Annotated in this window: 22 protein-coding genes and 1 riboswitch; of the genes, 14 read left to right on the top strand and 8 right to left on the bottom strand. The window is 49.2% G+C overall.

Annotation, left to right across the window (positions count from 1 at the left end; translation table 11 throughout):
* Positions 1 to 173 precede the first annotated feature (173 nt).
* Entirely contained in the window at positions 174 to 2,090 is a 1,917-nt protein-coding gene (thiC, locus tag P4L78_RS18550) for a phosphomethylpyrimidine synthase ThiC (protein WP_309329773.1), read from the bottom strand.
* A gap of 56 nt (positions 2,091 to 2,146) precedes the next feature.
* Positions 2,147 to 2,243, bottom strand: a riboswitch (TPP riboswitch).
* A gap of 88 nt (positions 2,244 to 2,331) precedes the next feature.
* On the opposite strand from thiC, the gene P4L78_RS18545 reads away from it, so the two are divergent.
* From P4L78_RS18545 to P4L78_RS18490, 12 genes are all read left to right on the top strand, one after another.
* Complete coding sequence (locus P4L78_RS18545) at positions 2,332 to 2,985, top strand: protein-L-isoaspartate O-methyltransferase (RefSeq protein ID WP_309329771.1); 654 nt, start codon at positions 2,332 to 2,334, stop codon at positions 2,983 to 2,985.
* An 81-nt stretch (positions 2,986 to 3,066) separates the two neighbouring features.
* The gene (locus P4L78_RS18540; protein ID WP_309329769.1) at positions 3,067 to 3,390 is read left to right on the top strand and encodes a rhodanese-like domain-containing protein; all 324 of its coding nucleotides are present in this window, start codon (positions 3,067 to 3,069) and stop codon (positions 3,388 to 3,390) included.
* A 157-nt stretch (positions 3,391 to 3,547) separates the two neighbouring features.
* Positions 3,548 to 4,606, top strand: a complete 1,059-nt coding sequence (gene rfbB / locus P4L78_RS18535; protein ID WP_309329767.1) for a dTDP-glucose 4,6-dehydratase — start codon at positions 3,548 to 3,550, stop codon at positions 4,604 to 4,606.
* 1 nt (position 4,607) lies between these two features.
* Positions 4,608 to 5,501 (top strand): dTDP-4-dehydrorhamnose reductase, encoded by an 894-nt coding sequence (gene rfbD, locus P4L78_RS18530; protein WP_309329764.1) that lies wholly within the window; start codon positions 4,608 to 4,610, stop codon positions 5,499 to 5,501.
* Between the two features lie 10 nt (positions 5,502 to 5,511).
* Positions 5,512 to 6,402, top strand: a complete 891-nt coding sequence (gene rfbA, locus P4L78_RS18525; RefSeq protein WP_309329762.1) for a glucose-1-phosphate thymidylyltransferase RfbA — start codon at positions 5,512 to 5,514, stop codon at positions 6,400 to 6,402.
* Positions 6,402 to 6,944: a dTDP-4-dehydrorhamnose 3,5-epimerase gene (gene rfbC / locus P4L78_RS18520; RefSeq protein WP_309329760.1), complete on the top strand. Its 543-nt coding sequence runs from the start codon at positions 6,402 to 6,404 to the stop codon at positions 6,942 to 6,944. Before rfbA ends, rfbC begins: the two co-directional genes overlap by 1 nt.
* 2 nt (positions 6,945 to 6,946) lie before the next feature.
* Positions 6,947 to 7,765, top strand: coding sequence for an ABC transporter permease (locus P4L78_RS18515; protein ID WP_309329758.1), 819 nt, complete (start codon positions 6,947 to 6,949; stop codon positions 7,763 to 7,765).
* A complete protein-coding gene (locus P4L78_RS18510; RefSeq protein WP_309329756.1) occupies positions 7,755 to 9,125 on the top strand; it encodes an ABC transporter ATP-binding protein in 1,371 nt (456 codons plus the stop codon). Before P4L78_RS18515 ends, P4L78_RS18510 begins: the two co-directional genes overlap by 11 nt.
* A 5-nt stretch (positions 9,126 to 9,130) precedes the next feature.
* Complete coding sequence (locus tag P4L78_RS18505; RefSeq protein WP_309329754.1) at positions 9,131 to 10,216, top strand: class I SAM-dependent methyltransferase; 1,086 nt, start codon at positions 9,131 to 9,133, stop codon at positions 10,214 to 10,216.
* A gap of 63 nt (positions 10,217 to 10,279) precedes the next feature.
* On the top strand, positions 10,280 to 11,572 hold the full coding sequence (locus P4L78_RS18500) for a glycoside hydrolase family 99-like domain-containing protein (protein WP_309329752.1): 1,293 nt from the start codon (positions 10,280 to 10,282) through the stop codon (positions 11,570 to 11,572).
* Between the two features lie 14 nt (positions 11,573 to 11,586).
* Positions 11,587 to 13,161, top strand: coding sequence for a rhamnan synthesis F family protein (locus P4L78_RS18495; RefSeq protein ID WP_309329750.1), 1,575 nt, complete (start codon positions 11,587 to 11,589; stop codon positions 13,159 to 13,161).
* A 6-nt stretch (positions 13,162 to 13,167) separates the two neighbouring features.
* Positions 13,168 to 14,274 (top strand): glycoside hydrolase family 99-like domain-containing protein, encoded by a 1,107-nt coding sequence (locus tag P4L78_RS18490; RefSeq protein WP_309329748.1) that lies wholly within the window; start codon positions 13,168 to 13,170, stop codon positions 14,272 to 14,274.
* Positions 14,275 to 14,366: 92 nt separating this feature from the next.
* Here the strand turns inward: P4L78_RS18490 and P4L78_RS18485 are convergent, their stop codons facing one another.
* The 7 genes from P4L78_RS18485 to P4L78_RS18455 are packed head-to-tail and all read right to left on the bottom strand — an operon-like array spanning position 14,367 to position 21,148.
* Positions 14,367 to 16,163, bottom strand: coding sequence for a hypothetical protein (locus P4L78_RS18485; protein ID WP_309329746.1), 1,797 nt, complete (start codon positions 16,161 to 16,163; stop codon positions 14,367 to 14,369).
* A complete protein-coding gene (locus tag P4L78_RS18480) occupies positions 16,160 to 16,969 on the bottom strand; it encodes a glycosyltransferase family 2 protein (RefSeq protein WP_309329744.1) in 810 nt (269 codons plus the stop codon). Before P4L78_RS18480 ends, P4L78_RS18485 begins: the two co-directional genes overlap by 4 nt.
* Positions 16,970 to 16,992: 23 nt before the next feature.
* Positions 16,993 to 17,349, bottom strand: a complete 357-nt coding sequence (locus P4L78_RS18475; RefSeq protein ID WP_309329742.1) for a hypothetical protein — start codon at positions 17,347 to 17,349, stop codon at positions 16,993 to 16,995.
* Entirely contained in the window at positions 17,346 to 18,182 is an 837-nt protein-coding gene (locus P4L78_RS18470; RefSeq protein ID WP_309329740.1) for a sugar phosphate isomerase/epimerase, read from the bottom strand. The genes P4L78_RS18475 and P4L78_RS18470 overlap by 4 nt, the downstream gene beginning before the upstream one ends.
* Entirely contained in the window at positions 18,179 to 18,967 is a 789-nt protein-coding gene (locus tag P4L78_RS18465; protein ID WP_309329738.1) for a pyridine nucleotide transhydrogenase, read from the bottom strand. Before P4L78_RS18465 ends, P4L78_RS18470 begins: the two co-directional genes overlap by 4 nt.
* A gap of 31 nt (positions 18,968 to 18,998) precedes the next feature.
* Positions 18,999 to 20,111 carry an FAD-dependent oxidoreductase gene (locus P4L78_RS18460; RefSeq protein ID WP_309329736.1) on the bottom strand — a complete coding sequence of 371 codons (1,113 nt, stop codon included), beginning with the start codon at positions 20,109 to 20,111 and terminating at the stop codon, positions 18,999 to 19,001.
* Positions 20,112 to 20,131: 20 nt separating this feature from the next.
* Positions 20,132 to 21,148, bottom strand: coding sequence for a glycosyltransferase (locus P4L78_RS18455; RefSeq protein WP_309329734.1), 1,017 nt, complete (start codon positions 21,146 to 21,148; stop codon positions 20,132 to 20,134).
* 670 nt (positions 21,149 to 21,818) lie between these two features.
* On the opposite strand from P4L78_RS18455, the gene P4L78_RS18450 reads away from it, so the two are divergent.
* Both P4L78_RS18450 and P4L78_RS18445 read left to right on the top strand, forming a co-directional pair.
* Entirely contained in the window at positions 21,819 to 22,643 is an 825-nt protein-coding gene (locus tag P4L78_RS18450) for a glycosyltransferase family 2 protein (protein WP_309329733.1), read from the top strand.
* A gap of 58 nt (positions 22,644 to 22,701) precedes the next feature.
* Positions 22,702 to 23,808: a glycosyltransferase gene (locus P4L78_RS18445; RefSeq protein ID WP_309329731.1), complete on the top strand. Its 1,107-nt coding sequence runs from the start codon at positions 22,702 to 22,704 to the stop codon at positions 23,806 to 23,808.
* The last annotated feature ends 41 nt before the right edge of the window (positions 23,809 to 23,849 follow it).

The raw sequence follows: 23,849 nt of genomic DNA, 5'->3' as shown, positions 1-23,849 counted from the left end.
GTCCGAATATTTCAATATGGAAAGCATAAAACTTACAAAATGTCGCGACTAACGGGGTAATCCTGCAGTTGAAAGGCACTTCAGGCCAACTTGGCCCCGCGGGCAAAAAAATGAGCGCCGCAGCGCTCATTTTGTGTCTCACTCGTGGCCCGATAGACGGGCCCGGACGTGGGTTATTCCTTGTGATAAACCTCGGCACCGCGTTTCACGAACTCGATGGATTTGGCTTGCATACCCTTGTTCAGCGCTTCCGCTTCGTTGATGCCTTGCTGCGCTGCATATTCGCGCACGTCCTGGGTGATCTTCATTGAGCAGAAATGCGGACCACACATGGAACAGAAGTGCGCCAGCTTGGCGCCTTCTTGTGGCAGCGTTTCATCGTGGAAAGAACGCGCCTTGTCTGGGTCCAGACCCAGGTTGAACTGGTCTTCCCAGCGGAATTCGAAACGGGCTTTGGACAAAGCGTTATCGCGAATCTGCGCGCCTGGATGGCCCTTGGCCAAGTCCGCAGCGTGTGCAGCCAGCTTGTAAGTGATGATGCCTTCCTTGACATCATCTTTGTTCGGCAAGCCCAGGTGTTCCTTCGGTGTGACGTAACACAGCATCGCTGTGCCATACCAACCAATCTGTGCCGCGCCGATGGCGGAAGTGATGTGGTCGTAACCGGGGGCGATATCGGTGGTCAAAGGCCCGAGGGTGTAGAACGGGGCCTCAGAACAGTCTTGCAGTTCCAGGTCCATATTCTCTTTGATCAACTGCATCGGCACGTGGCCCGGGCCTTCGATCATTACCTGTACATCGTGCTGCCACGCAATCTGCGTCAGTTCTCCCAGGGTGCGCAATTCGCCCAGTTGTGCTTCATCGTTGGCATCCCAGATCGAACCTGGGCGCAGGCCATCGCCCAGCGAGAAGCTCACGTCATACGCTTTCATGATTTCGCAGATGTCGGCGAAATGGGTGTAAAGGAAGTTTTCTTTGTGATGCGCCAGACACCACTTGGCCATGATCGAGCCGCCGCGCGACACAATCCCGGTCATGCGGTTGGCGGTGAGCGGCACATAGCGCAGCAGCACGCCTGCATGGATGGTGAAGTAATCGACCCCTTGTTCGGCTTGCTCGATTAGAGTGTCGCGGAACAGTTCCCAGGTCAGGTCTTCGGCTTTGCCATTGACCTTTTCCAGCGCCTGGTAGATTGGCACCGTGCCAATCGGCACCGGGCTGTTGCGCAGAATCCACTCGCGGGTTTCATGAATGTTCTTGCCGGTCGACAAATCCATGATGGTGTCCGCACCCCAGCGGATGCCCCAGGTCATTTTGTCCACTTCTTCATTAATGGACGAGGTCACTGCCGAGTTGCCGATGTTGCCGTTGATCTTCACCAGGAAGTTGCGGCCAATAATCATTGGCTCGACTTCAGGGTGGTTGATGTTGGCAGGGATAATCGCGCGGCCACGGGCGATTTCGTCACGTACAAACTCGGGGGTGATCTTGGCCGGGATGGATGCGCCAAAACTCTGACCTGGATGCTGACGCAGCATCAGGTCCGCCATGCGCTTGCCTTTGTCGCCACCGATATCCAGCAGGCTTTGCATATATTCTTCGCGGCGCATGTTTTCGCGGATCGCCACGTATTCCATTTCTGGCGTGATGACGCCTTTACGGGCGTAATGCATTTGCGACACGTTGGCGCCGTCTTTGGCCTTGCGCGGCTGGCGATGCAGCTCAAAGCGCAGTTCATCCAGCGTTTTGTCGGCGGCACGCTGGCGACCAAAGTCGCTGGTTAATTGGTCCAGCAAGATGGTGTCATTGCGTTCTTCAATCCACGCGCCGCGCACACTGGGCAAGCCTTTGCGTACATCAATCGTTGCGGTTGGGTCGGTGTACAAGCCGGAACAGTCATACACGGTGATCGGCGGATTCTGCTCGCCGCCAAACGCGGTCGGCGTATCGTTCTGGCTGATCTCGCGCATGGGCACGCGCAGATCCGGGCGGCTGCCTTGGACATACACTTTGCGGGAATTGGGCAGCGGCTGGATGGCAGCTTCGTCCACATGGGCCTGGGCTGCAGTGAAATCTGCACGATTGTTCATGGCGTCTTCCTTGTATGAAAAGGGCGCGGGGATGCGCAAAAGACGCCATGCCAGAGGGGACGGCGGCTTCGCTTCCCTACGCCGGTGTGAACCGGATCAGGTGCAAAGGGACTCTCTCATCCGCCGAATACAGCGGAACCCCTAGCGAAACTCTATGTGGCAAGGTACTAACTTTATGCGATAATCGCAAGTTAATTTGACAGTGCGCGCGCCAGTTTGCGGCCGAATTCAAGGTGAAAATATGGATTGGGAACATGCCCGTTACTTGCTGGTAGAACAGCAAATCCGTCCTTGGGACGTTCTGGATCAGAAGGTGCTGGATCGGGTTTTGACGGTCAAACGCGAAGACTTCGTGCCGGCCGACAAAAGGGCGCTGGCCTTTGTGGATTCCGAACTGCCTATCGGCCATGACGCAACCATGCTGGCACCGAAAGTCGAAGCCCGCTTCTTGCAAGAAGTAGAGCTGCAGCCCACCGACAAGGTGCTGATTGCTGGTGCTGGCACCGGCTATCTGATGGCGCTGGCAGCCGGCTTGGCCGCCAACGTGTACGGCATCGAAATCGAACCCGCCCTGGCTTCGCAAGCTGAAGCCAATCTGGCCGCAGCGGGTGTGCGCAATACCCGCGTTATCGTCGGCGACGCCGTGCATGGTCTGACTGAGCAAGCGCCGTTTGATGTAATCATCGCCACTGGCTCTTTTGCCTCTGTGCCTGCTACGCTGAAAGATCAACTGGCCGTAGGCGGTCGCCTGATCGCGATCGTCGGCGAATTGCCAATCATGAGCGCAACGCTGGTAAAACGCGTTGACCATGGCGCGTTCAGCGAAGAAAAGCTGTTTGAGTACAACCTGCCGCGCATGAAAAACGCACCGGCAGCACCGGCCTTTCACTTCTAAGGCCGGGTTGCTCGGCAACGCAAGGGCGTGGCTGCGTGCCACGCCTTTTTTATGTAGTTACATGTATCCGGAAAGTAACAAATGCAGCAATTATCCGCGCGTGACCTCGCAGCCTGGCTGGCAGACGAAACCCGAACCAATCCGGTTTTGCTCGACGTGCGTGAGCCATGGGAATTTGCCATGTGCCACCTGGAAAACAGCCAGCCCCTGCCGATGAATGAAATCCCGTCGCGTTTTCAGGAGCTGGATGAAGACGCAGAGGTGGTGGTGATCTGTCATCACGGCATGCGTAGTTATCAGGTGGGTGTGTTTCTGGAGCGTCAGGGTTTTGGCCATGTTTACAACCTGGCCGGCGGGGTGGATGGCTGGGCGGGTGAGGTTGAGCCGGCGATGGCGCGTTATTGATATCGCTAAATAACCACAGATTGTTTTGAATTGTCAGATTCACAAGCGTATTGCTGGCGAGTTTTGTCAAAATATCTGATCATTTCTGGTTTTACGACAGAGCATGCGCACATGACGCTCTGTCGGTTTCTATCCATACCATGGACGCATTGAAATTATGATTCTGGTCACCGGCGGCGCCGGCTTTATCGGCGGTAATTTTGTTCTCGACTGGCTGGCTGAAAGCAACGAAGCCGTCATCAATCTCGACAAGCTCACTTATGCGGGCAATACCGATACGCTCAAGTGCCTTGGCGACGATTCCCGGCATGTCTTCGTGCATGGTGATATTGGCGACCGTGAACTGGTCGCTCGCCTGCTCGAAGAACATCGCCCGCGCGCGGTAGTGAATTTTGCGGCGGAGTCGCACGTTGATCGCTCAATCCACGGCCCAGGCGATTTTATCCAGACCAATGTTGTTGGTACCTTTAATTTGCTGGAATCGGTTCGCGCCTACTGGAGCGCATTGCCGGATGCGGAACGTGCGGCGTTCCGGTTCTTGCACGTCTCGACTGACGAGGTGTACGGCACGCTCGGCGCTGACGATCACCCGTTTCGTGAAACGAATGCCTACGAGCCTAATAGCCCGTACTCGGCATCCAAAGCGGCATCAGATCACCTGGTCCGGGCGTGGCATCACACCTATGGGGTGCCAGTACTGACGACCAATTGCTCCAATAATTATGGTCCGTACCACTTTCCGGAAAAGCTGATCCCGCTGGTTATCCTTAATGCCTTGGCTGGGAAACCGCTGCCTATTTATGGTGACGGCCAGCAAATTCGCGACTGGTTGTACGTGAAGGACCATTGTTCAGCCATCCGCCGAGTATTGCAGGCTGGCCGTTTGGGTGAAACCTACAATGTGGGTGGCTGGAACGAGAAAGCCAATCTGGACGTGGTTCAGCACATCTGCAGTATCCTGGACGAGTTACGCCCGCGCGAGGATGGTCAGTCCTATTTTAGCCAGATTACCTATGTAACCGACCGCCCTGGTCATGATCGCCGTTATGCGATCGATGCAACCAAGCTGGCGGATGAACTGGGCTGGAAACCGGCCGAGACATTTGAAAGTGGCATTCGTAAAACAGTGCAGTGGTACCTGGATAGCCAGGAATGGGTCCAGAATGTGACCAGTGGTGCCTATCGTGACTGGGTCAACCAGCAATACGGAAATTGAAATGACGCGGATTCTGGTTACAGGAAAACAGGGGCAGGTTGGCTTCGAATTGCTGCGCAGCCTTTCCGTTCTGGGTGAGGTCATTGCCGTTGGACGGGATGAGTGTGATCTTGCCGATGAGCATGCGGTTGCTGCTTTGCTGGATAAATATGCGCCGGACGTCATTGTAAATCCGGCTGCTTATACCGCAGTGGATCGCGCAGAAACGGAAAGAGAGATGGCGTTTGCGATCAATGCTACCGCTCCCGCCGTGATGGCCGCTGCGGCGGTAAAGTCAGGCGCACTGCTGGTACATTTCTCTACCGATTATGTATATGACGGTGACAAAGCCGGGGCGTATCTTGAGTCTGATGATACCGGTCCGCGCTCAGTTTATGGACAAAGCAAACTAGCCGGCGAACAGGCCATTGCCGCATCAGGTGCGCGGCATCTGATTTTTCGTACCAGCTGGGTTTTTGGTGCGCACGGCAATAATTTTGCCAAAACCATGCTCCGTCTGGCGGGTGAGCGCGAAAGCCTTAAAGTCGTTGCGGACCAGTTTGGCGCACCTACCGCTGCGTCTGTCATTGCGGACGTGACTGCTCAGGTTATCGGACAGTATCTGCACGCCAAGAGCACAGACGCTTTCCCCTATGGAATCTACCATTTGGCCGCTGCAGGCGAAACCAACTGGCGTGATTATGCGGTTGAGGTTGTCGACCAGGCACGCGCCCTGGGAGCTGCGCTTAAGTTAAAAGCCAGCGATATCGAGCCGATTCCCACGTCCGGCTACCCGTTACCTGCGCCTCGTCCAGCCAATTCCCGGCTATCGACCGACAAGTTGCGTGACACGTTCGGGCTGGCATTGCCTGAATGGCGCGATACGCTGCAACGCACTCTTCAATTAATGCTTTGAGAATTTTGCAATGACGACTCGTTCCAGAAAAGGGATCATCCTCGCGGGCGGATCCGGTACACGCTTGTACCCGGCGACCCTTGCGGTGTCCAAGCAGCTCCTGCCGATTTACGACAAGCCGATGATCTATTACCCGCTAAGCACACTGATGCTGGCGGGTATTCGCGATATCCTGGTGATTTCCACCCCCCAGGACACCCCGCGGTTTGAGCAACTGTTAGGTGATGGCAGTCAGTGGGGCATTAACCTGCAATACGCCGTACAGCCGAGCCCGGACGGTTTGGCTCAGGCCTTTATCATTGGCGAATCATTCATTGGTAACGATGATTGCGCGCTGGTTCTTGGCGACAACATTTTCTACGGACACGATTTTGCTGGATTGTTGGAAGATGCGGCTGCCAAGACGAGCGGTGCAACCGTTTTTGCATATCGTGTTCATGATCCAGAGCGTTACGGCGTCGTGGAGTTCGACTCCACCGGGCGAGCAATTAGTCTTGAGGAAAAACCCGCCCTGCCGAAATCAAACTATGCCGTAACTGGCTTGTATTTCTACGACAACAAGGTAGTTGAGATTGCCAAGGGGATACAACCGTCGCCACGCGGTGAGCTTGAAATTACCGATGTCAACGCTGCATATCTTGCAGTCAGTGAACTGGAAGTCCAGACGATGGGGCGGGGTTACGCGTGGCTGGATACGGGAACGCATGAATCTATGCTCGAGGCCAGCCAGTTTATTCACACCATCGAATCGCGCCAAGGACTGAAGGTTTGTTGCCCAGAAGAAATTGCATATCGGGCAGGGTGGGTGGATGCTGCGAAAATCGAAGAGTTGGCTCAACCGCTGAAGAAAAATGGCTATGGTCAGTATCTGCTGAAAATGCTGAAGGATAAGGTTTACTAATGAGAGTGATCGATACCTCGATACCAGATGTAAAAATCATCGAGCCTCAGGTCTTTGGGGATGATCGAGGCTTCTTCTTTGAGAGTTTTAACCATGACAAATTTGAACAAGCCATTGGTCGTGAGGTGAAGTTTGTCCAAGACAATCATTCGCGATCAGCAAAAGGTGTTTTGCGCGGGTTGCATTATCAGATTCAGCATCCACAGGGAAAGCTAGTGCGTGTTGTGGCTGGCGAGGTTTTTGATGTCGCAGTGGATATGCGTAAATTATCCGCAACCTTTGGCCAGTGGGTAGGTGTGACGTTGAGTGCAGAGAATAAACGGCAGTTGTGGGTTCCCGAAGGGTTTGCCCACGGATTTGCCGTGACCAGCGACTATGCAGAGTTTCTCTATAAGACCACCGATTATTGGTTCAAGGACTACGAGCGCAGCTTGGCGTGGGATGATCCCGAGTTGGGGGTCGTTTGGCCATTGAAAGAGGCGCCGATTATTTCGGATAAAGACGCGCAGGGTCTGTTATTCGCGGCAGCTGAGGTTTATTAAAAATGCAGCAGTTTTCGACGTCACCGATTGCATTGATACACAGCCTCTATCAAAACAGAAATCTGATTAATGCATTAGTTAGACGGGAAGTTGTAGGTCGTTACCGAGGTTCAATGTTTGGGACGCTTTGGTCTTTCATTAATCCTCTAATCATGCTGTGCGTATACGGTTTCTTTTTTAGCGTTGTATTCAAAGCGCGCTGGGCTGGCGGCAATGGCACAAAAAGTGAATTTGCTCTTATCCTATTTATCGGGATGATAGTATTTAACGTTTTTGCCGAATGTTTTAATAGAGCGCCTGGACTGGTTGTTTCTAATTCCAGTTACGTTAAACGGGTAGTGTTTCCATTGGAAATATTGCCAGTGGTTGCTTTAGGTGCTGCTTTTTTTCATTTTATTGTCGGGTTTGTTGTCTGGTTAATGTTTTATATAGTTGTTGAAGGGTTGCCTCATCCTTCGTTATTGCTTTTGCCCGTAATACTTTTACCTTTTGCGCTTTTTATTCTTGGTCTGAGTTGGATTATCGCATCTCTAGGGGTCTTTCTAAGAGACGTATCGCAAGTGGTAGGGGTTTTGACAACCGCTTTGATGTTTTTAACCCCGATATTTTTTTCGGCCGCCTCGTTGCCCGCGCAGTATCAGGTTTTGATTCATCTAAACCCAATCGCGGTAGTTGTCGAAATGGTGAGATCTGTTGCGATATTTGGAGTCGGTGTCAATTTGAAGTTGTTTGCTTTGTGCGCAGTAATGAGTGGGTTGACGTGCTGTATTGGTTTCGCTTGGTTTCAAAAAACAAGAAAAGGTTTTTCCGATGTCCTTTGAAGAGCAGGGTGTTGATGTCTCCGCTATAAGCCAGAGCATTGCAATTCAAGTGGAGGGATTGGGAAAGTGTTATCAAATCTACGAAAAACCGCGTGACCGACTTCTGCAGATGCTCGCGCGTGGCAGAAAAAAGCTTTATCGCGAGTTCTGGGCTCTGAGTGGAGTCTCCTTTAGTGTAAAGAGAGGCGAGACGGTTGGTATTATTGGCCGAAATGGTTCGGGCAAGTCCACACTATTGCAGATGATTTGTGGGACACTCAATCCCACATTGGGCGGAATAACAGTTAACGGTAAAGTAGCCGCTTTACTTGAGTTGGGGGCAGGCTTTAATCCAGAGTTTAGCGGGCGAGAGAACGTCTATATGGCAGCTTCGCTCTATGGCCTTAGCCGATCACAAATTGATCAGCGCTTTGGTAAAATTGCAGCGTTCGCTGATATCGGAGATCATCTTGATCAGCCGGTGAAAAATTACTCAAGCGGGATGTACGTTCGGCTCGCTTTTGCGGTCATCGCTCACGTAGATGCGGATATTCTGGTGATAGATGAGGCTCTTGCAGTTGGTGACGCGGTATTTACCCAAAAATGTATGCGGTTTATCCGGCAATTCAGAGAGAACGGCACTTTATTATTTGTAAGTCATGATATGACTTCGGTTCTTAATCTATGCGAGCGTGCTATTTGGCTTCACGAGGGTAAGGTTAGACAAATTGGGCACGCGAAGCTCATTGCGGAAGAGTATTTGCAGTACACTCTTCAACAGGTTTACGGGGGGGATGCCAGTCTTGAAGCCTTTAAAGGCCGAGAGGCAGATGAAGGCAAAGAGCAGGACGAGCAGCAGTTTGTAACCGAAATAGATCAGCCCCCTGTCATTGACTATAACAGCCAATATTCAGTTGACGAGAACCTCACTGAAGCCAACGGATGGAAAACGGGCTCTGGTGAAATATTATCAGTCGAGCTTGGTCGGGTCGATGAGGCTGTATCTATAGTATTTGAGGGGGGCGAAAAGGTGCGCCTGGTTATTCGCGCCATTGCACATCAACCGTTGGAAAGCCCGATTATCGGCTTTCTTTTAAGAGACCGATTAGGGCAGGATTTGTTTGGCGAAAACACCATCCCGTTTACCACATCACATCCACGAGCAATGCAATCGGGGCAGACGTTTTGCGCTGAATTTGTGTTTCGGTTGCCAATGTTGCCAAATGGGCAATATGTAATGATGACTTCACTGGCCGACGGTGACCAATACAGCAACATTCAGCATCATTGGTTGCATGATGCCGTCGTCCTCAATGTGTCCTCCAGCAAAATTCGGTGGGGCTTGGTGGGCATTCCCTTTGAAAAAGTTGTGTTGAATTAAATTTCATGAATTCACTAATTGAACTCTATCGCCAGCATGCAGGAAAGGTATCAGATAAATGGATGCTGTATTTAACTGAATATGATCGATTGCTTTCTGGCTATCGAGAACAGCAGATTAGTTTGTTGGAAATTGGAGTGCAGAATGGTGGCTCGCTAGAGGTGTGGGGTAAATATTTTCCTCAGGCACGACACTTCATTGGATGCGACATCAATCAAGATTGCTCAGTTCTTTCTTATGACGACCCTCGCATCTCTTTGATCCTTAGCGATGCGAATTCGGACGCCGCAGAGTTGCAGATTGCTTCGATTGCTCCACTGTTCGACGTCATTATCGATGATGGATCGCATACTTCTGCAGATATCGTCAGATCCTTTGCTCGCTATTTTGAGCGCCTGAAGGAGGGTGGGCTCTTTATCGTAGAGGACCTCCATTGCAGCTATTGGCAGGAATTTCAGGGAGGGCTCTATTATCCTTATTCCTCACAGGCATTTTTCAAAAAGCTAGCGGATATAGTTAATCACGAATTCTGGGGCATTGAAAAATCCAGAGTTAGTTTTCTTGACGGATTTGCGGCAGAGTTTGGATGCCGGTTTGAAGAGTCTGTTTTAGCTAAGGTGCACTCCGTCGAGTTTATAAACTCAATGTGTGTTATCCGGAAATATGCGCCGGAAATGAATGTACTTGGTGGTCGTTTTATCGCGGGTACGAAAGAGCAAGTAGTTCCTGGTCACTTAGAGCTTAAAGGCGTGCATCTGGTTGGGCCGAGCCAGACCGGAAATACGTGGTCAGCGCTGGAAAAAGCACCGGAAGAAATGTGGGCACCGCTGCGCACCGAACTCGCTCGGGTGCAGGAACAAGTCACATCTTTACAGGCGCAGCAGATGGAGATGGTGAAAAGAAGCGATGCTGATGCTTCTTTTATACAACAATTGCGGAGTCGGGTTGAGCTTCTCGATGCCGAATTAAACGAATGGTCGGCAAAGGCTGCCACTCAGCAGCAGCGCGTATCTGAAATTTTGGGTTCACGTAGTTGGAAGATAACTGCACCGTTACGTATGTTGGCTGGTTTGCTACGGCGTAAGCCGTAAGTTGATGGATGGTGCTAGACACACCAATCCATTACATGCGATGCATTTTCAGGGTTAATTCCGATGTTTGAAAAAGACATTAAGGCAATTTCGTTTTATTTACCCCAATTTCACCCCGTGAAAGAGAACTCCGAGTGGTGGGGTGAAGGCTTTACCGAGTGGACCAACGTAGCTAAAGCGGTTCCGAATTTTGATGGGCATTACCAGCCTCATATACCAAGTGACCTTGGCTTCTATGATTTGCGCCTTGTAGATAACATGCGTAAACAGGCACAACTGGCTGAGTCTTATGGCATATACGGCTTTTGTTTTTACTATTATTGGTTTGATCAGCGACGAATTTTGGAGCTACCTTTAAATCAGTATCTAGCGAGTGATATTGATTTTCCGTTTTGCTATTGCTGGGCAAATGAAAACTGGACAAGGACGTGGGATGGCCTGGACAAAGAGGTATTGCTGGGGCAGCAACATTCCGATGAGGACGACACGGCATTTATTCGCAACTTGTTACCGGTTTTTGCAGACCATCGCTACATCAAGGTAGATGGCAAGCCGATGTTGCTGGTTTACCGTGTTGACCTTTTCCCCGATATGCAGCGAACTGCCAAAATCTGGCGTGAAGAAGCGAAAAAGGCTGGGTTCCCCGATTTGCACCTCTGCGCGGTGCAATTTTATGGAATTGACGATCCAACAGAGTACGGTTTTGACGCAGCTGTGGAGTTTCCTCCGCATAAATTTGTTGGGCCGGAAAATAGGCCAGATGTTATCCCGCCGATTGCCAACAGCCGGTTCACTGGCGGACTGGTTGATTACCGCAAAGTGATGGCTCAGGGGATGCAACGACCAACGCAATCCTATCGTTGGTATCGAGGTATTGTTCCATCTTGGGATAACACTGCGCGTCGCCAACATACCGCTCACACGCTGATTTATTCCAGCCCCAAGTTATTCCGGTTCTGGTTGCAATACCTGGTCGACTTTACCCGTAAATATAATCCCGAAGATGGCCAATATGTATTCATTAATGCATGGAACGAGTGGGCGGAAGGTGCGCATCTGGAGCCAGATCTGAAGTACGGCCACGCCTACCTTGAGGCTGTTCAAAAAGCACTAAACGGGAAAAAGCTTGATCTTGCAGACTACATGGGCAACGCTGACCTTTCTGGGTTTTTACTTGCTCAACTTACTCCAGATGAACGCGCGGTGGTGCAAAGGGCCTTAGGCCTTGAGATGGCCGCACCAGTTACCATCTACGCTGCAGCAGGGACATCCGCTCTACGGTATCGTGATATTTTGCGCATCAAATTTCCGACTTGCTATCGCTTATTGCGTAAGCTTTATTCGCTCACTCGTTGAACGGATTGCCCTCTATGAAACGTGTCGCAATCATTGCCCATTACGATGTGAATGGTGTCATTGACGCTTATCTCAAGCGCTTGCTGGAACAAGTCGCGTCTTTGTGCGACCGGGTCGTGCTTGTAAGCACTTCGGGCCCCATGGATACCTTCTCGGTGCTTCCGGCCGGTGTAGAAGTAATCTCCCGTGAAAATAAGGGTTATGATTTTTGTAGCTATCGTTTTGGTATCGAAGCGATTGATGGGATTGAGCAGTATGATCAATTGCTGGTCTTGAATGACAGCTTTTATTGCGGCCCGAGGTTTGATCTTGCCAAGCTGCTGTCTTCCACAAACGGTGATATTGTTGGATTAACCGCGAGCCGACAGTTTAACTTTCATCTTCAAAGCTATTTTCTGGTCTTCAATAAGCGTGCGATACAATCGCGGTGGTTCTGGCAATTCTGGGCGCGAGTTGTGCCCTTGAAAGACAAGCTGCAAATCGTTTTTAGATACGAGATTGGCCTTAGTCAGACGGCAATGGATGCCGGACTGAATCTGACCAGCATCTTGCTCGTTCAAGATGCTTCCGAGCCCTCCTCTAATCCAGTTCACCAGATGTTTGAATTGGTCTATCGGGAGCTCGGGATTATCAAGGTCGATTTATTTCGGTTAAATATTCAGAGTAAATCGGTAGCAGAAGTTGTCCAAAATGATGATTTTGCGCAATTGATAATTTCTCATCAGGAGCGTACAGCCAAGCATTATGAAGGAAAAAAACTTTCATTCGACAATACAGTGCAGTTGGCTGGGGGCTTCTTCGATTTTGTGCGTAGTGGAGATCGGAAAGCATCAGTTGCAGTAGTTCTGCACTTGTTTTATCCCGAGTTGGCCGCAGGAATAGCTGAATATCTTGAACGCATCCCCGTCGATGTGGATTTGTATATTTCAATAACAAATTACGCACACTTGGACGAGATTGTTGCTGCTTTCCGCCGGCGTGTGAATTCGATATATGTATATGTTGTTGAGAATAGAGGGCGCGATGTTCGTCCGTTTCTACTTCTGTTAAAGAATGCCAACCTTTTGCAATATACCGCAGTGCTCAAAATTCATGGCAAGAAGAGTAAGTATAGTGAGCGGGGAGACGAGTGGCGCGACGCACTCTTAAGTGGTCTTTTACCCCAAGGCAAGAATAATAATCTCGGAAGGATGTTGCGCAGGTTTGAGAAGGATCCCACCTTGGGAATCGCCGCTCCCCGTAGCTCCTATCTTTCAAACGAGAACTATTGGGGAGCCAATAAGTCCCGCATTTTTGAATATGGCGGGCGACTGGGTCTTACGCCTGACCAGATTGAGTTGTTTTTCGTTGGGGGAACCATGTTCTGGTTTTCCCCCAGAGCGCTGCTGCCATTGGTCAATATAATTAGAGACGAAGATTTCGAGTCTGAAAATGGTCAGCAAGACGGTACATTGGCGCATGCGACAGAAAGGCTCTTTTGTCTCGCTGCCCATAGCAATGGCATGTCCTGCACTTATATTGACAGCCTGGATGAGCGCGCGGATAGCGTGCGAGTTGGAAGTAACCGCATCATTGTATTGCCACATTAATTAATCATGCACCGTATCTATGCTTTTTATTTCCCCCAGCTTTATAGCATTCCGGAAAATGATCTATGGTGGGGAGAAGGATTCACTGACTGGAAACTAGTCCAGCAGGCAAAACCAAATTTTCCTGGGCATATGCAACCGCGAGTACCGGCCTTAGGGTACCTCAATCAATCGCTTCCGGAGGTGATTGCCAAGCAGGGCCGTTTGGCAGCGCAATACGGCGTAAGCGGATTCAATTTCTATCATTATTGGTTTGACGATCGTCCTCTGTTAGAGAAACCGTTAGAAAATCTGCATGCAGACAGCAGTATCCCGGTCGAATTCATGTTGACTTGGGCCAATGAAAGCTGGACCAGACAGTGGATTGGCAAACCTAATGATTATCTAATCAAGCAGACTTATCAGATGGATAGTAATGGGTGGATGCGACACTATCGTTACCTCGCCCGATTCTTTGCTGACCCGCGATATGTAAAGGTTGGCAATGCACCCGTATTTTGCATTTACAGGCCAGAACTAATTCCGGATTTGCCGCAACGGCTTGAAGCATATCGGCAATTTGCGCGGGCTGATGGATTTAGCGATCTTCATATCTTGGCTTGTCGTGCATACGATATAGCAGGTACGGGGCAGTGGACCCAATTATTCAATGGTGTTATCAATTTTAATCCTCGTTATATCTTAAATCGTTATTTGCGCAAAGTAAGTTACCTTCAGGCAAAAGGTGAAAAATTGCTGCGAGTTTTACCGGAGCGGATTCAATCCGCGATGGTTGGATTTTTACGAAATAAACAAAATTATTCAGTATATGATTATCAAGAATTTCTGATGAGGTTGGCAAATCCAGCTGACGCAATCTGCGGCGGTTTGCCAGCTTACTCCTCCGTATTTCCAGATTGGGATAATACAGCCCGTTATTCTGAGCGCGCGACACTATTTCGCAATGCCAGCCCTGCGGCTTTTCGTGACGCGTTACGAATTGTGAAAGGGCAATTGAGTCCTCGTCATCAACCTTGGGTATTTATCAATGCTTGGAATGAATGGTCCGAGGGGGCTTATTTGGAGCCGGATAAAATTACCGGTTTGCGGTATTTACATGAGCTTTTAAGTTAACTAGATTGATCAATGAAAAACCCATAGCAAACAAAAAAGACCGTATTTGAATTTTTGAAGGCGTGTATGCGAGAATGCACGCCTCAAATTTATTAGGATATTGGACACCCTGGAGTAAAGGACTTTTGCCTATTTTTATATATATATATCATGCAAGTGTAAATCTCGTTTTTTTCACCATGACTTTCCCAAGTGCTAACGCCGCCGCCATTCACAGATTGAATGTTTCCAGACGTGAATTCCATTGAATCTACATCAAAATAATAATATTTGTTGTCTTCCAATGCGGCCAAAGAAAAGCGTTGAACAAACTGAGTACCCTTTGCCCCTTCCAATCGCAACTCGGCGTCTCCAGGGTTTTGCCTACCATAGGTGCCGAATAATATTCCAACTCGCATGAGGTTGAGGTGTACATTCTTTTGCGGCAATTTCAATAAAATCGAAATGGGAGCCGATAGCGTGAGTTGGTTACTGGGTTCTTTCGAAGATTTATAGTCTGAGCCTGGGATGCCAATTTCACTCTTGCTGAGAAACCCACATGTAGCTTTATTGATGTATTTCGTTGGAACCTCCATCAGCCATCCTGGTTGGTCCGGATATATTTGTATTAGCGAGGTCGACCCCATTTTTTTTGACGGCATACTGAAACATATCTGATCGGAAAAATTTAAAGCGGTTTTTATGGGAAACTTTGGCGGAGTTGACTCAAAGATGATCTCGCTATAAATGACGTGCACACCAATTGCTATTAAACCCAGAGTTATGCACAATATTTTCCCGATTTTTGCTCGGAAAAATTGCGCTACGCATATTGTGACAAGGAACAATACTAAAGCGTTCAGTCCCATGAAATACCTGTCAGGGAACGTGGTTTGGTAATTCGCAAGTAGCCCGGTTAATCCGGGCCGATTCGCAATAGTCGCGGTGTCGTAGACTATCAACGCAAGGAAGGTTAGTAAAATTAACTGCCGCGCTTCGGTATTGGCTGATCGCTTGTAAGCCAGCCAGAAAAATACGAATGCTGAGATAGAACATATGATCGAGAGTGTGTTGGATAAATTTCCATACCAAGGAAACGCGAAAGGATAGATCAACGGCCTAGCGAAAAGGCCTTCAATGATGTTGCTCTCAACAAGACTTCCCCGAACACCTCCACTCCCTCCCATACGAGGCAATAAATAAATAAGCAGAATAACGAAAGGGATTGTTAGGGATAATGTATTTTTTATAGGGGTTAAGGTAATTGGAAATTTTTTAAACTTATCAATTAAATATATAAATACCACCGCCATTACCACGGGGTTTGTGGCAGCGCAAAGAAATAAAATCAAATCGATTGCTAAGCGCGCCAATTTAAATGTGACTTTGTCCCGCCAAAAAAGCAACATTACCGCTAAGAGCGGCATGTAAAATCCTATTTGTAATATTCGCCCTATTATTTCGTTTTGTGTTATGCCTAGAGGGATGAAAATGAATAGTAAGAACCCAGCTAGCGAAAAGGATAAATTAGTAATTCTCTTTATCGTGAAGAAAATTAACGTTGCTATCGCTGATAGGAAAAAATAGGAAACAAATGCAATGGCCTCAGGCAGAAGGGATAAGGGGTTGCCGCTGGCAATGGTACTAATAACCGTTGAGAGCAATAAAAGTAATATATTGATTACCACCAAATAATCCGGCCTTGCATGGATCAATGTGTTCATCCAGCCATTACTGAGTCCTTGACCAACCCATACTCCATCTTCGGCGTATATTATTGGATTTATAATTGGATCTGGGTTGCGCCAAAAAAGCAGTGCGGCCCCCGAAATAATTAAAAGTACGGCGAACGAGATTCGCGATGTCTTTCCCTGCGGGAAGTTATTAGCGAATGAATTGAAAGACATCATGATGGATTGTATTTCCCGGCGCAAGCGGAGAGCAAAATCGAAAATACAGATAGATTCCCTCTGAGAGAGCTAATTTTTGTAGGAACTTCCCCTTCGGGATATCGCCTGGTCGTCGGGAGCTCAATGCAACGATATCCGAGTTTCGGGGCCCTATACGAAAGATAGGCAAGTAACTCATACGTCATAAAAATATCGCGGAAGGGGGCGATCTTCGGGTCAAGTAGCATACTTCTGCTGTATGCCCGGAAGCCTTGGGTTGTATCTGTCCACTTGAAGCCGGAAGCGAGGCTCAGCAACGGGGCATGAATAAACTTTATAGCAAAATTTCGTGATTTAGGGGTGTTCTCTGCCATGCCACCGGCAATGAACCGTGAGGCTTGAACGAAATCTACCCCCTCCTTAAGTGCACGGATGAAGTCTGGTATCGCTGCGGGATCGTCTTTGTCATTGCCGTCAATGCTTATGATTCCCTCATAGCCCTGCTCCAGAGCAAATGCATAAGCGCAGCGAAGTTGAGCACTCAACTTGCCTTGCCCCGTTTTTATCAAGAGCCCGCGCACCCCGTGATGACGCAAAAAACTTGTTTCTAGCGAGTTGTCAGTACTCCCGCCATCTACAATGATTATGTCTGCGATGTCACAGATATTCAGCGCACGCATTCTTGAAAGCAAATTCTGGATTCGCTTGCCTTCATTTATAACTGGGATAATGACACACCACGCGCTTTGCCGACCAAGCCATAACGAGGTATCAAATGTTGGAACTTGCCATCCGCTGCGAGTTGTCGGGGTAATATCAAGCTGCATTATTGTTTCCTATGCATAACGCTTCAAGCGATGCGAGCAGTAATTAGAGCAACACCCGCAATGATCAACAAAATTCCTGCGCCTGTTGTCCAAGGGAACGGTTCGCGAAAGATGACGAACGAACACAAAGCGACGGTAGCAATAGCTCCCGCGGTTAGTATTGGGTGAGCTATATTGAGAGGCAATCGGGCCAGCGCGGCTGTGTAGAGCAGAAATGCTGCGCCGTAAAGTCCCAAGCCTGTCCAGAATGGCCAATTCTTGAATATGACCAACGGTTCGCTGAGCGTTGGAAGCTTTCGAGGGGGCATCATAGCAATCTTGACCAACACACTGGCAGACGCATTGGCTGCTATTCCAAAAATTAGAATGAGCCATTTCATTGGCGAGTCCCGCCTTCATTGTCCCTGTAGAAATGAATCGCAAATTTTAGCGCGCGCTCAATCGACGCATTGTGGGGTTCAGTTTTTGTGGCCAGCATTTCAATAGTTACCACTTGACTTGGTAAGTATTGTTTGAGGGCCTTAAATACGTTGGCGTGATCTGTTCCTCCTTCGCCGAGTGGGAGTAGATCAGGCTCGCTCGCATGAGTGTGCCCAATGAGAGGGGCATAATCCTCCAGAACCTCTTTGGGGTTTTCGCCATTAATGTTAAGCGCCCCGGTATCAAATTGCATTCTGATTGCGGGATGGGCGATTGACCGTACTAATTGTGCAGTCTCTTTGCTGGTGGTCATGAAATTGGCGCCATATCTCACGGGATTGGGTTCAAGGCAAATCTCCACGCCGCTGGAGTGAGCAATATCACCGAGGCGTTGGAAAAAGGGTATCGCTATGTCCGTTGCTTCGTGATCGGAGAGGCCAGAGCGGTCTCTGTTTTTGGGTGAGCCGAATACGAGTCGTGTGCTACCCAGAAGCGCCCCGATACGGCACACAGCGGAAAGATGCTCCAGCATTGCCCGTTGGGAATTATGCGGGCCGAAAACATTAAGACCTGAAGTACCGAAGAGTAGGGCCTGCATGCCCGTAATGGCTATCCCTCGTTCAGACCACCATCGTTTCACCCGGTTAATATCTTGATCCGTTGCCTTTTCTGGGTCGGGGAAGTACTTTCCTGGCGCTATATCAATCGCGTCGACATCGAAACGTTGGAGTAGCTGGGCTATGCCCTCATCCTCTGCGGGGTCCCATGCAATGTTCGATATGGATAGCCTCATGGCTTCATCTCCTGCGCGATGGTGACCGATTCTGTTTGCGCATAGGCTCGAATTGCCAGAATTACTTCTCGCCTATTGTATTGATATTTCCCCAGTGCCCCAAAAGCCGCCGCGTGGAGGGTTTGCATATCGTATGCCACTGGTTCGCGTACCAATCGCTGGTCAAACGCTTTGCTAAAACCTTGATTGAAAGCCTCAGCAACACTGATCGGTTCTGATGTCAGATGGATTAGTTGCAGACCTGCATCAAGCGCAATTTGGATGTCATACCAGAGGTTTACCATTGGATAGAACTGAAAAATATTTCGGCTTTCTATAGCGCTAAGATTATTATTATTCAATAAGTCAAATAGCACGTTCTTGCGAAGCCCGGAGCCAACGAGCCCCGGCAAACGTACGATAAGGTGATTCGGAAAATGTCCTGCAACGAATTTCTCGAGTCGCCGTCTATGTAGCCCATAAGCGTGAAGCCCCGCTTCATCTACTATAGAGTCTTCATCGACGCCTCTGGAATCTTTGAATACATCTACTGTACTGATTAGTATGAATTTTTTACATTCAACTGTACTCAAATGAGCAATCAGGCTGTCGATTTTCTGGAGGTCGGCTCCGGGTTCCTGATTTGCTATCCATTTCTGTGCCGGTGCGCCGGCACAGACTACAGTATCGAATGATTCTCCATTGATGTCGGCGATGTTTGTTGAACGATACAATGACTCAAAATCAGCTTGCTTAAGAAGGGTACTACCCACAAAACCGGAAAAACCTATTAACGCATTGGCCATTTTTTACTCCCAATTCAGTATGCGCATGAATTCAAATTCGGCTAAAAATTTCCTCGTCCAATTTTTCAAGCACGTCATATATATTGTCAATTTTTCCACCAAGCACCGAATAGCAGCCAGGTAGTTCAGGATGTTTTTCAAACAGAATTGGCCTTCCGTCGTCCCCTTCATTTTTTACTAAAACTGTTTTTACTTCGAAGAGGGACTCGATATATTTGGCATTTAGCACAGAAGGTAGATAGCGGCCAACATCCCTAACCATGCGATCGACACGGGTTGCACGGTTGTATTGATTCAGTTTTTCATAAGGGTTGAGCCCATTTTTGTCATTCCAATGCATGTGGGGGGTGTAACGGACATGGGAGAGCGTATGGAGCCCACGTGCTGGAAACGGCATCATCGAGAAGAATGGTCCATCCATCACTGTGATGCCCACTCCCGCAAGCTCAGGAGGAGCCCGCATCAGTGCCATTTCGGTAATTTCGTGCTTTAAGCCGGTTTGCGTGCCTATATAATCGCCCTTGAACTGATTAAGTCCGCTATATGTGCAGTTGAATACATATTGGCTGGCGATGATCTCTTCAATCCCATCACTTCGTTGGATGGTGGTATATAGGCCGCCTTCGGGACACATAGAAATTGCAGTGACGTTAGTTCGAAGTTCAGTTTGCACACCGCATTCCCTGAGCTCATTTTCCGCCCAATTGGCTAATTTGGTGCTGTCAAAGGCATATTCTTCGACAAGAAACACGTCTTCTATCAGTCGGGGTTCAAATAGGTCACGAAGCGAGGGCTCGGCAGGGAGAATTTTTGCGCCGATTTCGTGACAGAAACGTTCAAATTGGCGAGCTGTGACTTTGGAGTTTCGACGCGCAATTGCGTATAGCTTGGTAAAATCTTGCTTAATCGCATTTGGCCAATCTTTTACGAATCTGGGCAAATTGACTTGGCTTCGATAGGCAGTCGTAAAACTACGTGGGTAGTGATATCCGTTATGAACGCGCGCTTGATTGTTATACGAGGCCCTGCAAAGAAGCGCGGCCTCGCGTTCTACTACGACAATGCGTTTGAAACCACGCTGCTTGGCGAGGTAGATGGCAATCGCGGAACCATAAAACCCCCCTCCGATAACAATTGCGTCCAAGCTTGCATCTCTGGGGGGCATCAGAAAAGACGCCCCGACGTAACGGAGGGCAGTTTTGTTGCCACTTCTTCGATATTTAATTTCTCATGCCGAGTCAAACGTGCGCTGGTGAATTCCTGTGCAACATGGTAGGGCGGGCCCTCGTTTGAAAGGCTTACCATTTGTAGAATGTATTCACCCAAGACAAGGAGAACAAGTGAGATAAGAAAAAACATGCCAGATTGCTGCAGCGATAAGCTTATCCAGCCGGGGGCAACATTCGTCTTCAATAAGCCGACGGCAACAACGTATATAGAATAGAGCAGGTTCGCTGCGGCCCCAAATAGCGAAAGCGATGTTACGAGCCGCATCGGCGCGCGGGTCGTCGATACCAGCAACCTCATGCCGCGGTCGATACTCTCTCCCAGTCGCTTAGTCGGAGGGCTTTGCGGTGGCGAGCTATATTCGAGGTTGACTCGCGTGAAGCCACCTGTGACAGGGAGGTGGCGATATGTCATCGCCGGTTGCGGGTGCTGAAGAATGAAATTGACTATTTTTTTGCTTAAAACTCGATATTGTGGAGCCTCTTTGGCCAGATGGACTCCATTGAAATATTTATAGAGGCCATTGAAAACGGCATATGAGACTCGATAAGTCAAGGCGGGAGCCGCTTTGCGTTGATTGCTGGCAAATACGACATCGGCGCCACCGACAGCTTTATCAAGCATTTCCAGCAAAAACTCGACACCGTCTGCTAATGGGTCAACAACGGCAATGAAATCACCCAAAGCGTTTTCTAGTCCAACCCACGACGCCGTGTCTGCGTCGACCTCTTTGGTCAGTGCGTAAATCTGTAAGTTTGGCAGCCCATTTTCGCCAGTAAGAAGTTTAAGCATGGAAACGCTATCGTCATCTGACGCGTTATCAATCACGATTAGCTCATAATCGCTAACATGCGAGGCGATACACGTTGCCGCGCTGGATAGTAAGTTTTCAATCGTGGCGGACTGGTTGCGTACAACGAACACGACTGACAAAAAAACCGGAAAAGGTACCATTTAAACTCCGTTGAAACGATCGCGGCCTAAAACGACAGTTCTATCGCCGCATTACGCCCAACCATTTTACTTTCTGCGGTTGGAGGTGTCACCCAAATTGGCGTGCTCACGGCCCTGTTGAGGTGATTCATTTGGCGCAATGGCGGTCGTTCGAACAGATTGCGGTTTTCGGAGCGCTCCCTTTGCACGTGTTTTTTTGGGGGGGCTTGTGTGGCTCCAGCTGCTCTCCTGCATTGGGCGGGCGACTTTTGAGATCACACGCCGAGGCTTGTGCCTGAGGCTTCCTGGGTCAGCGCGACTCAAGTTGACAGGTGAATAAGTGTGTGGAGTCAAATGGCTAGCTAATTTGAAGACGATTTTGGTGTTATGTGAAGACGGCGCAGTCACTTATAATGGGAGGAAAGCCGAATGAGCTCGTAACTTGATTGATTCAGAAAGCGACTGATATATACATTTTTATACGCTTTGGTTTCCTCTTTAAGAGGGATCTCAGATTTTAAATTTAGCTTGTTAGTCAAGCTAGGCTTGGTGCCGAGACACAGATGGGCAAGCCAAAAATGAGCGCCCCCTCCCTTGCGATTCGGATGTCGGGACATAGTAAGAGCAACGCGCTTTTGGCGCGCTGCTGCTCCGGGTTGACAATAGCAGGCACTGATATGACGACGTACCGATGAAGACCATTCCGATACTTACCATTTCGGTTGTGGTTTATAAAACCCCGACTGAGCAGCTTTTGCCCTTGTTTGCTTCAATATTGCAACTGGAAAATATTGCCGTCTGTGTGGTCGATAACTATGGAGATCCGGCATTAGAGGCCGAAGTAAGTGGGCGAGACTGGACCTATGTTAGGCCCCCGTCCAACTTGGGCTATGGCCGGGCGCACAATCTAGCTTTCAGTTACTTGAGGCCACTCCAGGCTGAATTTCATCTGGTTGTCAATCCGGACATCAGCTTTGAAGCTCAGGGAATGCAAGCAATGATCTCGCATATGCGAGATCATCCGGAGGTGGGACAGTTGATGCCGCGCATAGTGTTCCCCGATGGGCGCCAGCAATTTCTGTGTAAATTGTTGCCCACACCCGCTGATTTGATATTGCGGCGATTTTTGCCGAGTGGGCAACTAAAGCGAGCATTGCGTGATCGTTACGAATTACGCAAGTGGTCTTATGCTGAGGTTGCAGATATTCCTTCTTTATCTGGCTGTTTTATGCTTTTGAGATCTATGGCCTTTGAGGAGTGTGGTGGGTTCGATGAACGGTACTTTATGTATCTTGAAGACTTGGATATATGTCGACGGATTGGAATGCGGTGGCGCACCCGGTATTTTCCGTTAGTTCAAGTTACTCATGCATATGCTCGAGGTTCATATAACAACGCCCGTATGCTTACATATCACGTGGCATCAGCAATTCGGTACTTCTCTCGCTGGGGATGGGTGTTTGATTCTTACAGAAAGATGAGAAATAAAAAGGCTAAAATCGAGCTTGGTCTGTGAAACCGGTCCATAATGATTAACAAATTCGTCTAAATTTAATTAAAGAAAGAACTGCCGCGTGCTCCCAATTGTCTTTTCCTTTGCAGTAGCTTTTCTAGTGTCTATGTGGCTGGTTCGTAGTAGCCATCTTCATGGGCGCTTTAGTGCTGATTCAGATTTGCGTGGGGTGCAAAAATTCCATGTTTTGCCGGTTCCGCGGATAGGTGGGCTGGCCATCGCCGCCGCGCTCGTGGCGTGCTGGGCCGCGCAATGGTATCGGGGTAAACCGGATCATTTTTTCTTTCTGCAGTTATTCTTGGTAGTCCTGCCGGCATTTGGCAGTGGCCTGTTTGAAGACATCAGCAAGCAAGGCGGCGTTAAGCTCCGGATGGGCTGTATGATCATATCTGCCATACTCGCATGGTGGCTGTTGGACGTTCGTATAACTCGCATCGATGTTCCTATGCTGGATACGATTCTCGGTATTCCGGCCATTTCATTACTGTTTTCGGTGGTCGCGCTGGCTGGCGTAACTAACGCGATGAATTTTATCGATGGTTACAACGGTTTGGCGTCAGCAGTTGCCGCCATCATGCTGGCCGGGATTGGTTACGTTGCATTTCTGCAGGCAGATCTGCTGGTCTGGGCACTGTCTGCCGCGGGTATTGGCGCCTGCCTCGGTTTCCTCTTCTGGAACTGGCCGCGCGGTTTGATTTTTCTGGGCGATGGTGGCGCGTATATTCTTGGGTTCTGGATTGCATCACTTGCAATCTTGCTAGTAGCACGGAACCCACAAGTTTCGCCTTGGTTTGCCTTCCTGCTCGTGAGTTATCCTGTGGTGGAAACCATCTTTACCGTGCTCCGGCGCTTGTCGCGGCAGAGCAACCCGGGAATGCCCGATGCGGCCCATCTACATCAATTGGTGTACAAGCGGTTGATGCGCTGGACCGTAGGAAGTCCGGACCCACGCCATAAAGTTTTTCGCAATTCGATGACTTCTCCCTATTTATGGCTATTGTCATCGCTTGGTGTTATTCCCGCAGTTTTACTTTGGAATAATACTCTGGCATTGCAGTGCTCGGCTCTGATGTTTGTTCTTGCATACATTTGGCTGTATCGGTGCATTGCCCGCTTTCGTGCCCCGCGATGGTTGGTGGTGCGGCGGCGGCGGCCTCCGCGGCAGTGATGGAAGAGTGGAAGTATCTTCTACTCCATCAAAAGTAGCCA

It is taken from the genome of Silvimonas sp., from assembly GCF_031291215.1.
Taxonomy (GTDB): domain Bacteria; phylum Pseudomonadota; class Gammaproteobacteria; order Burkholderiales; family Chitinibacteraceae; genus Silvimonas; species Silvimonas soli.
This window is presented reverse-complemented; position numbering and strand designations above follow the sequence as displayed.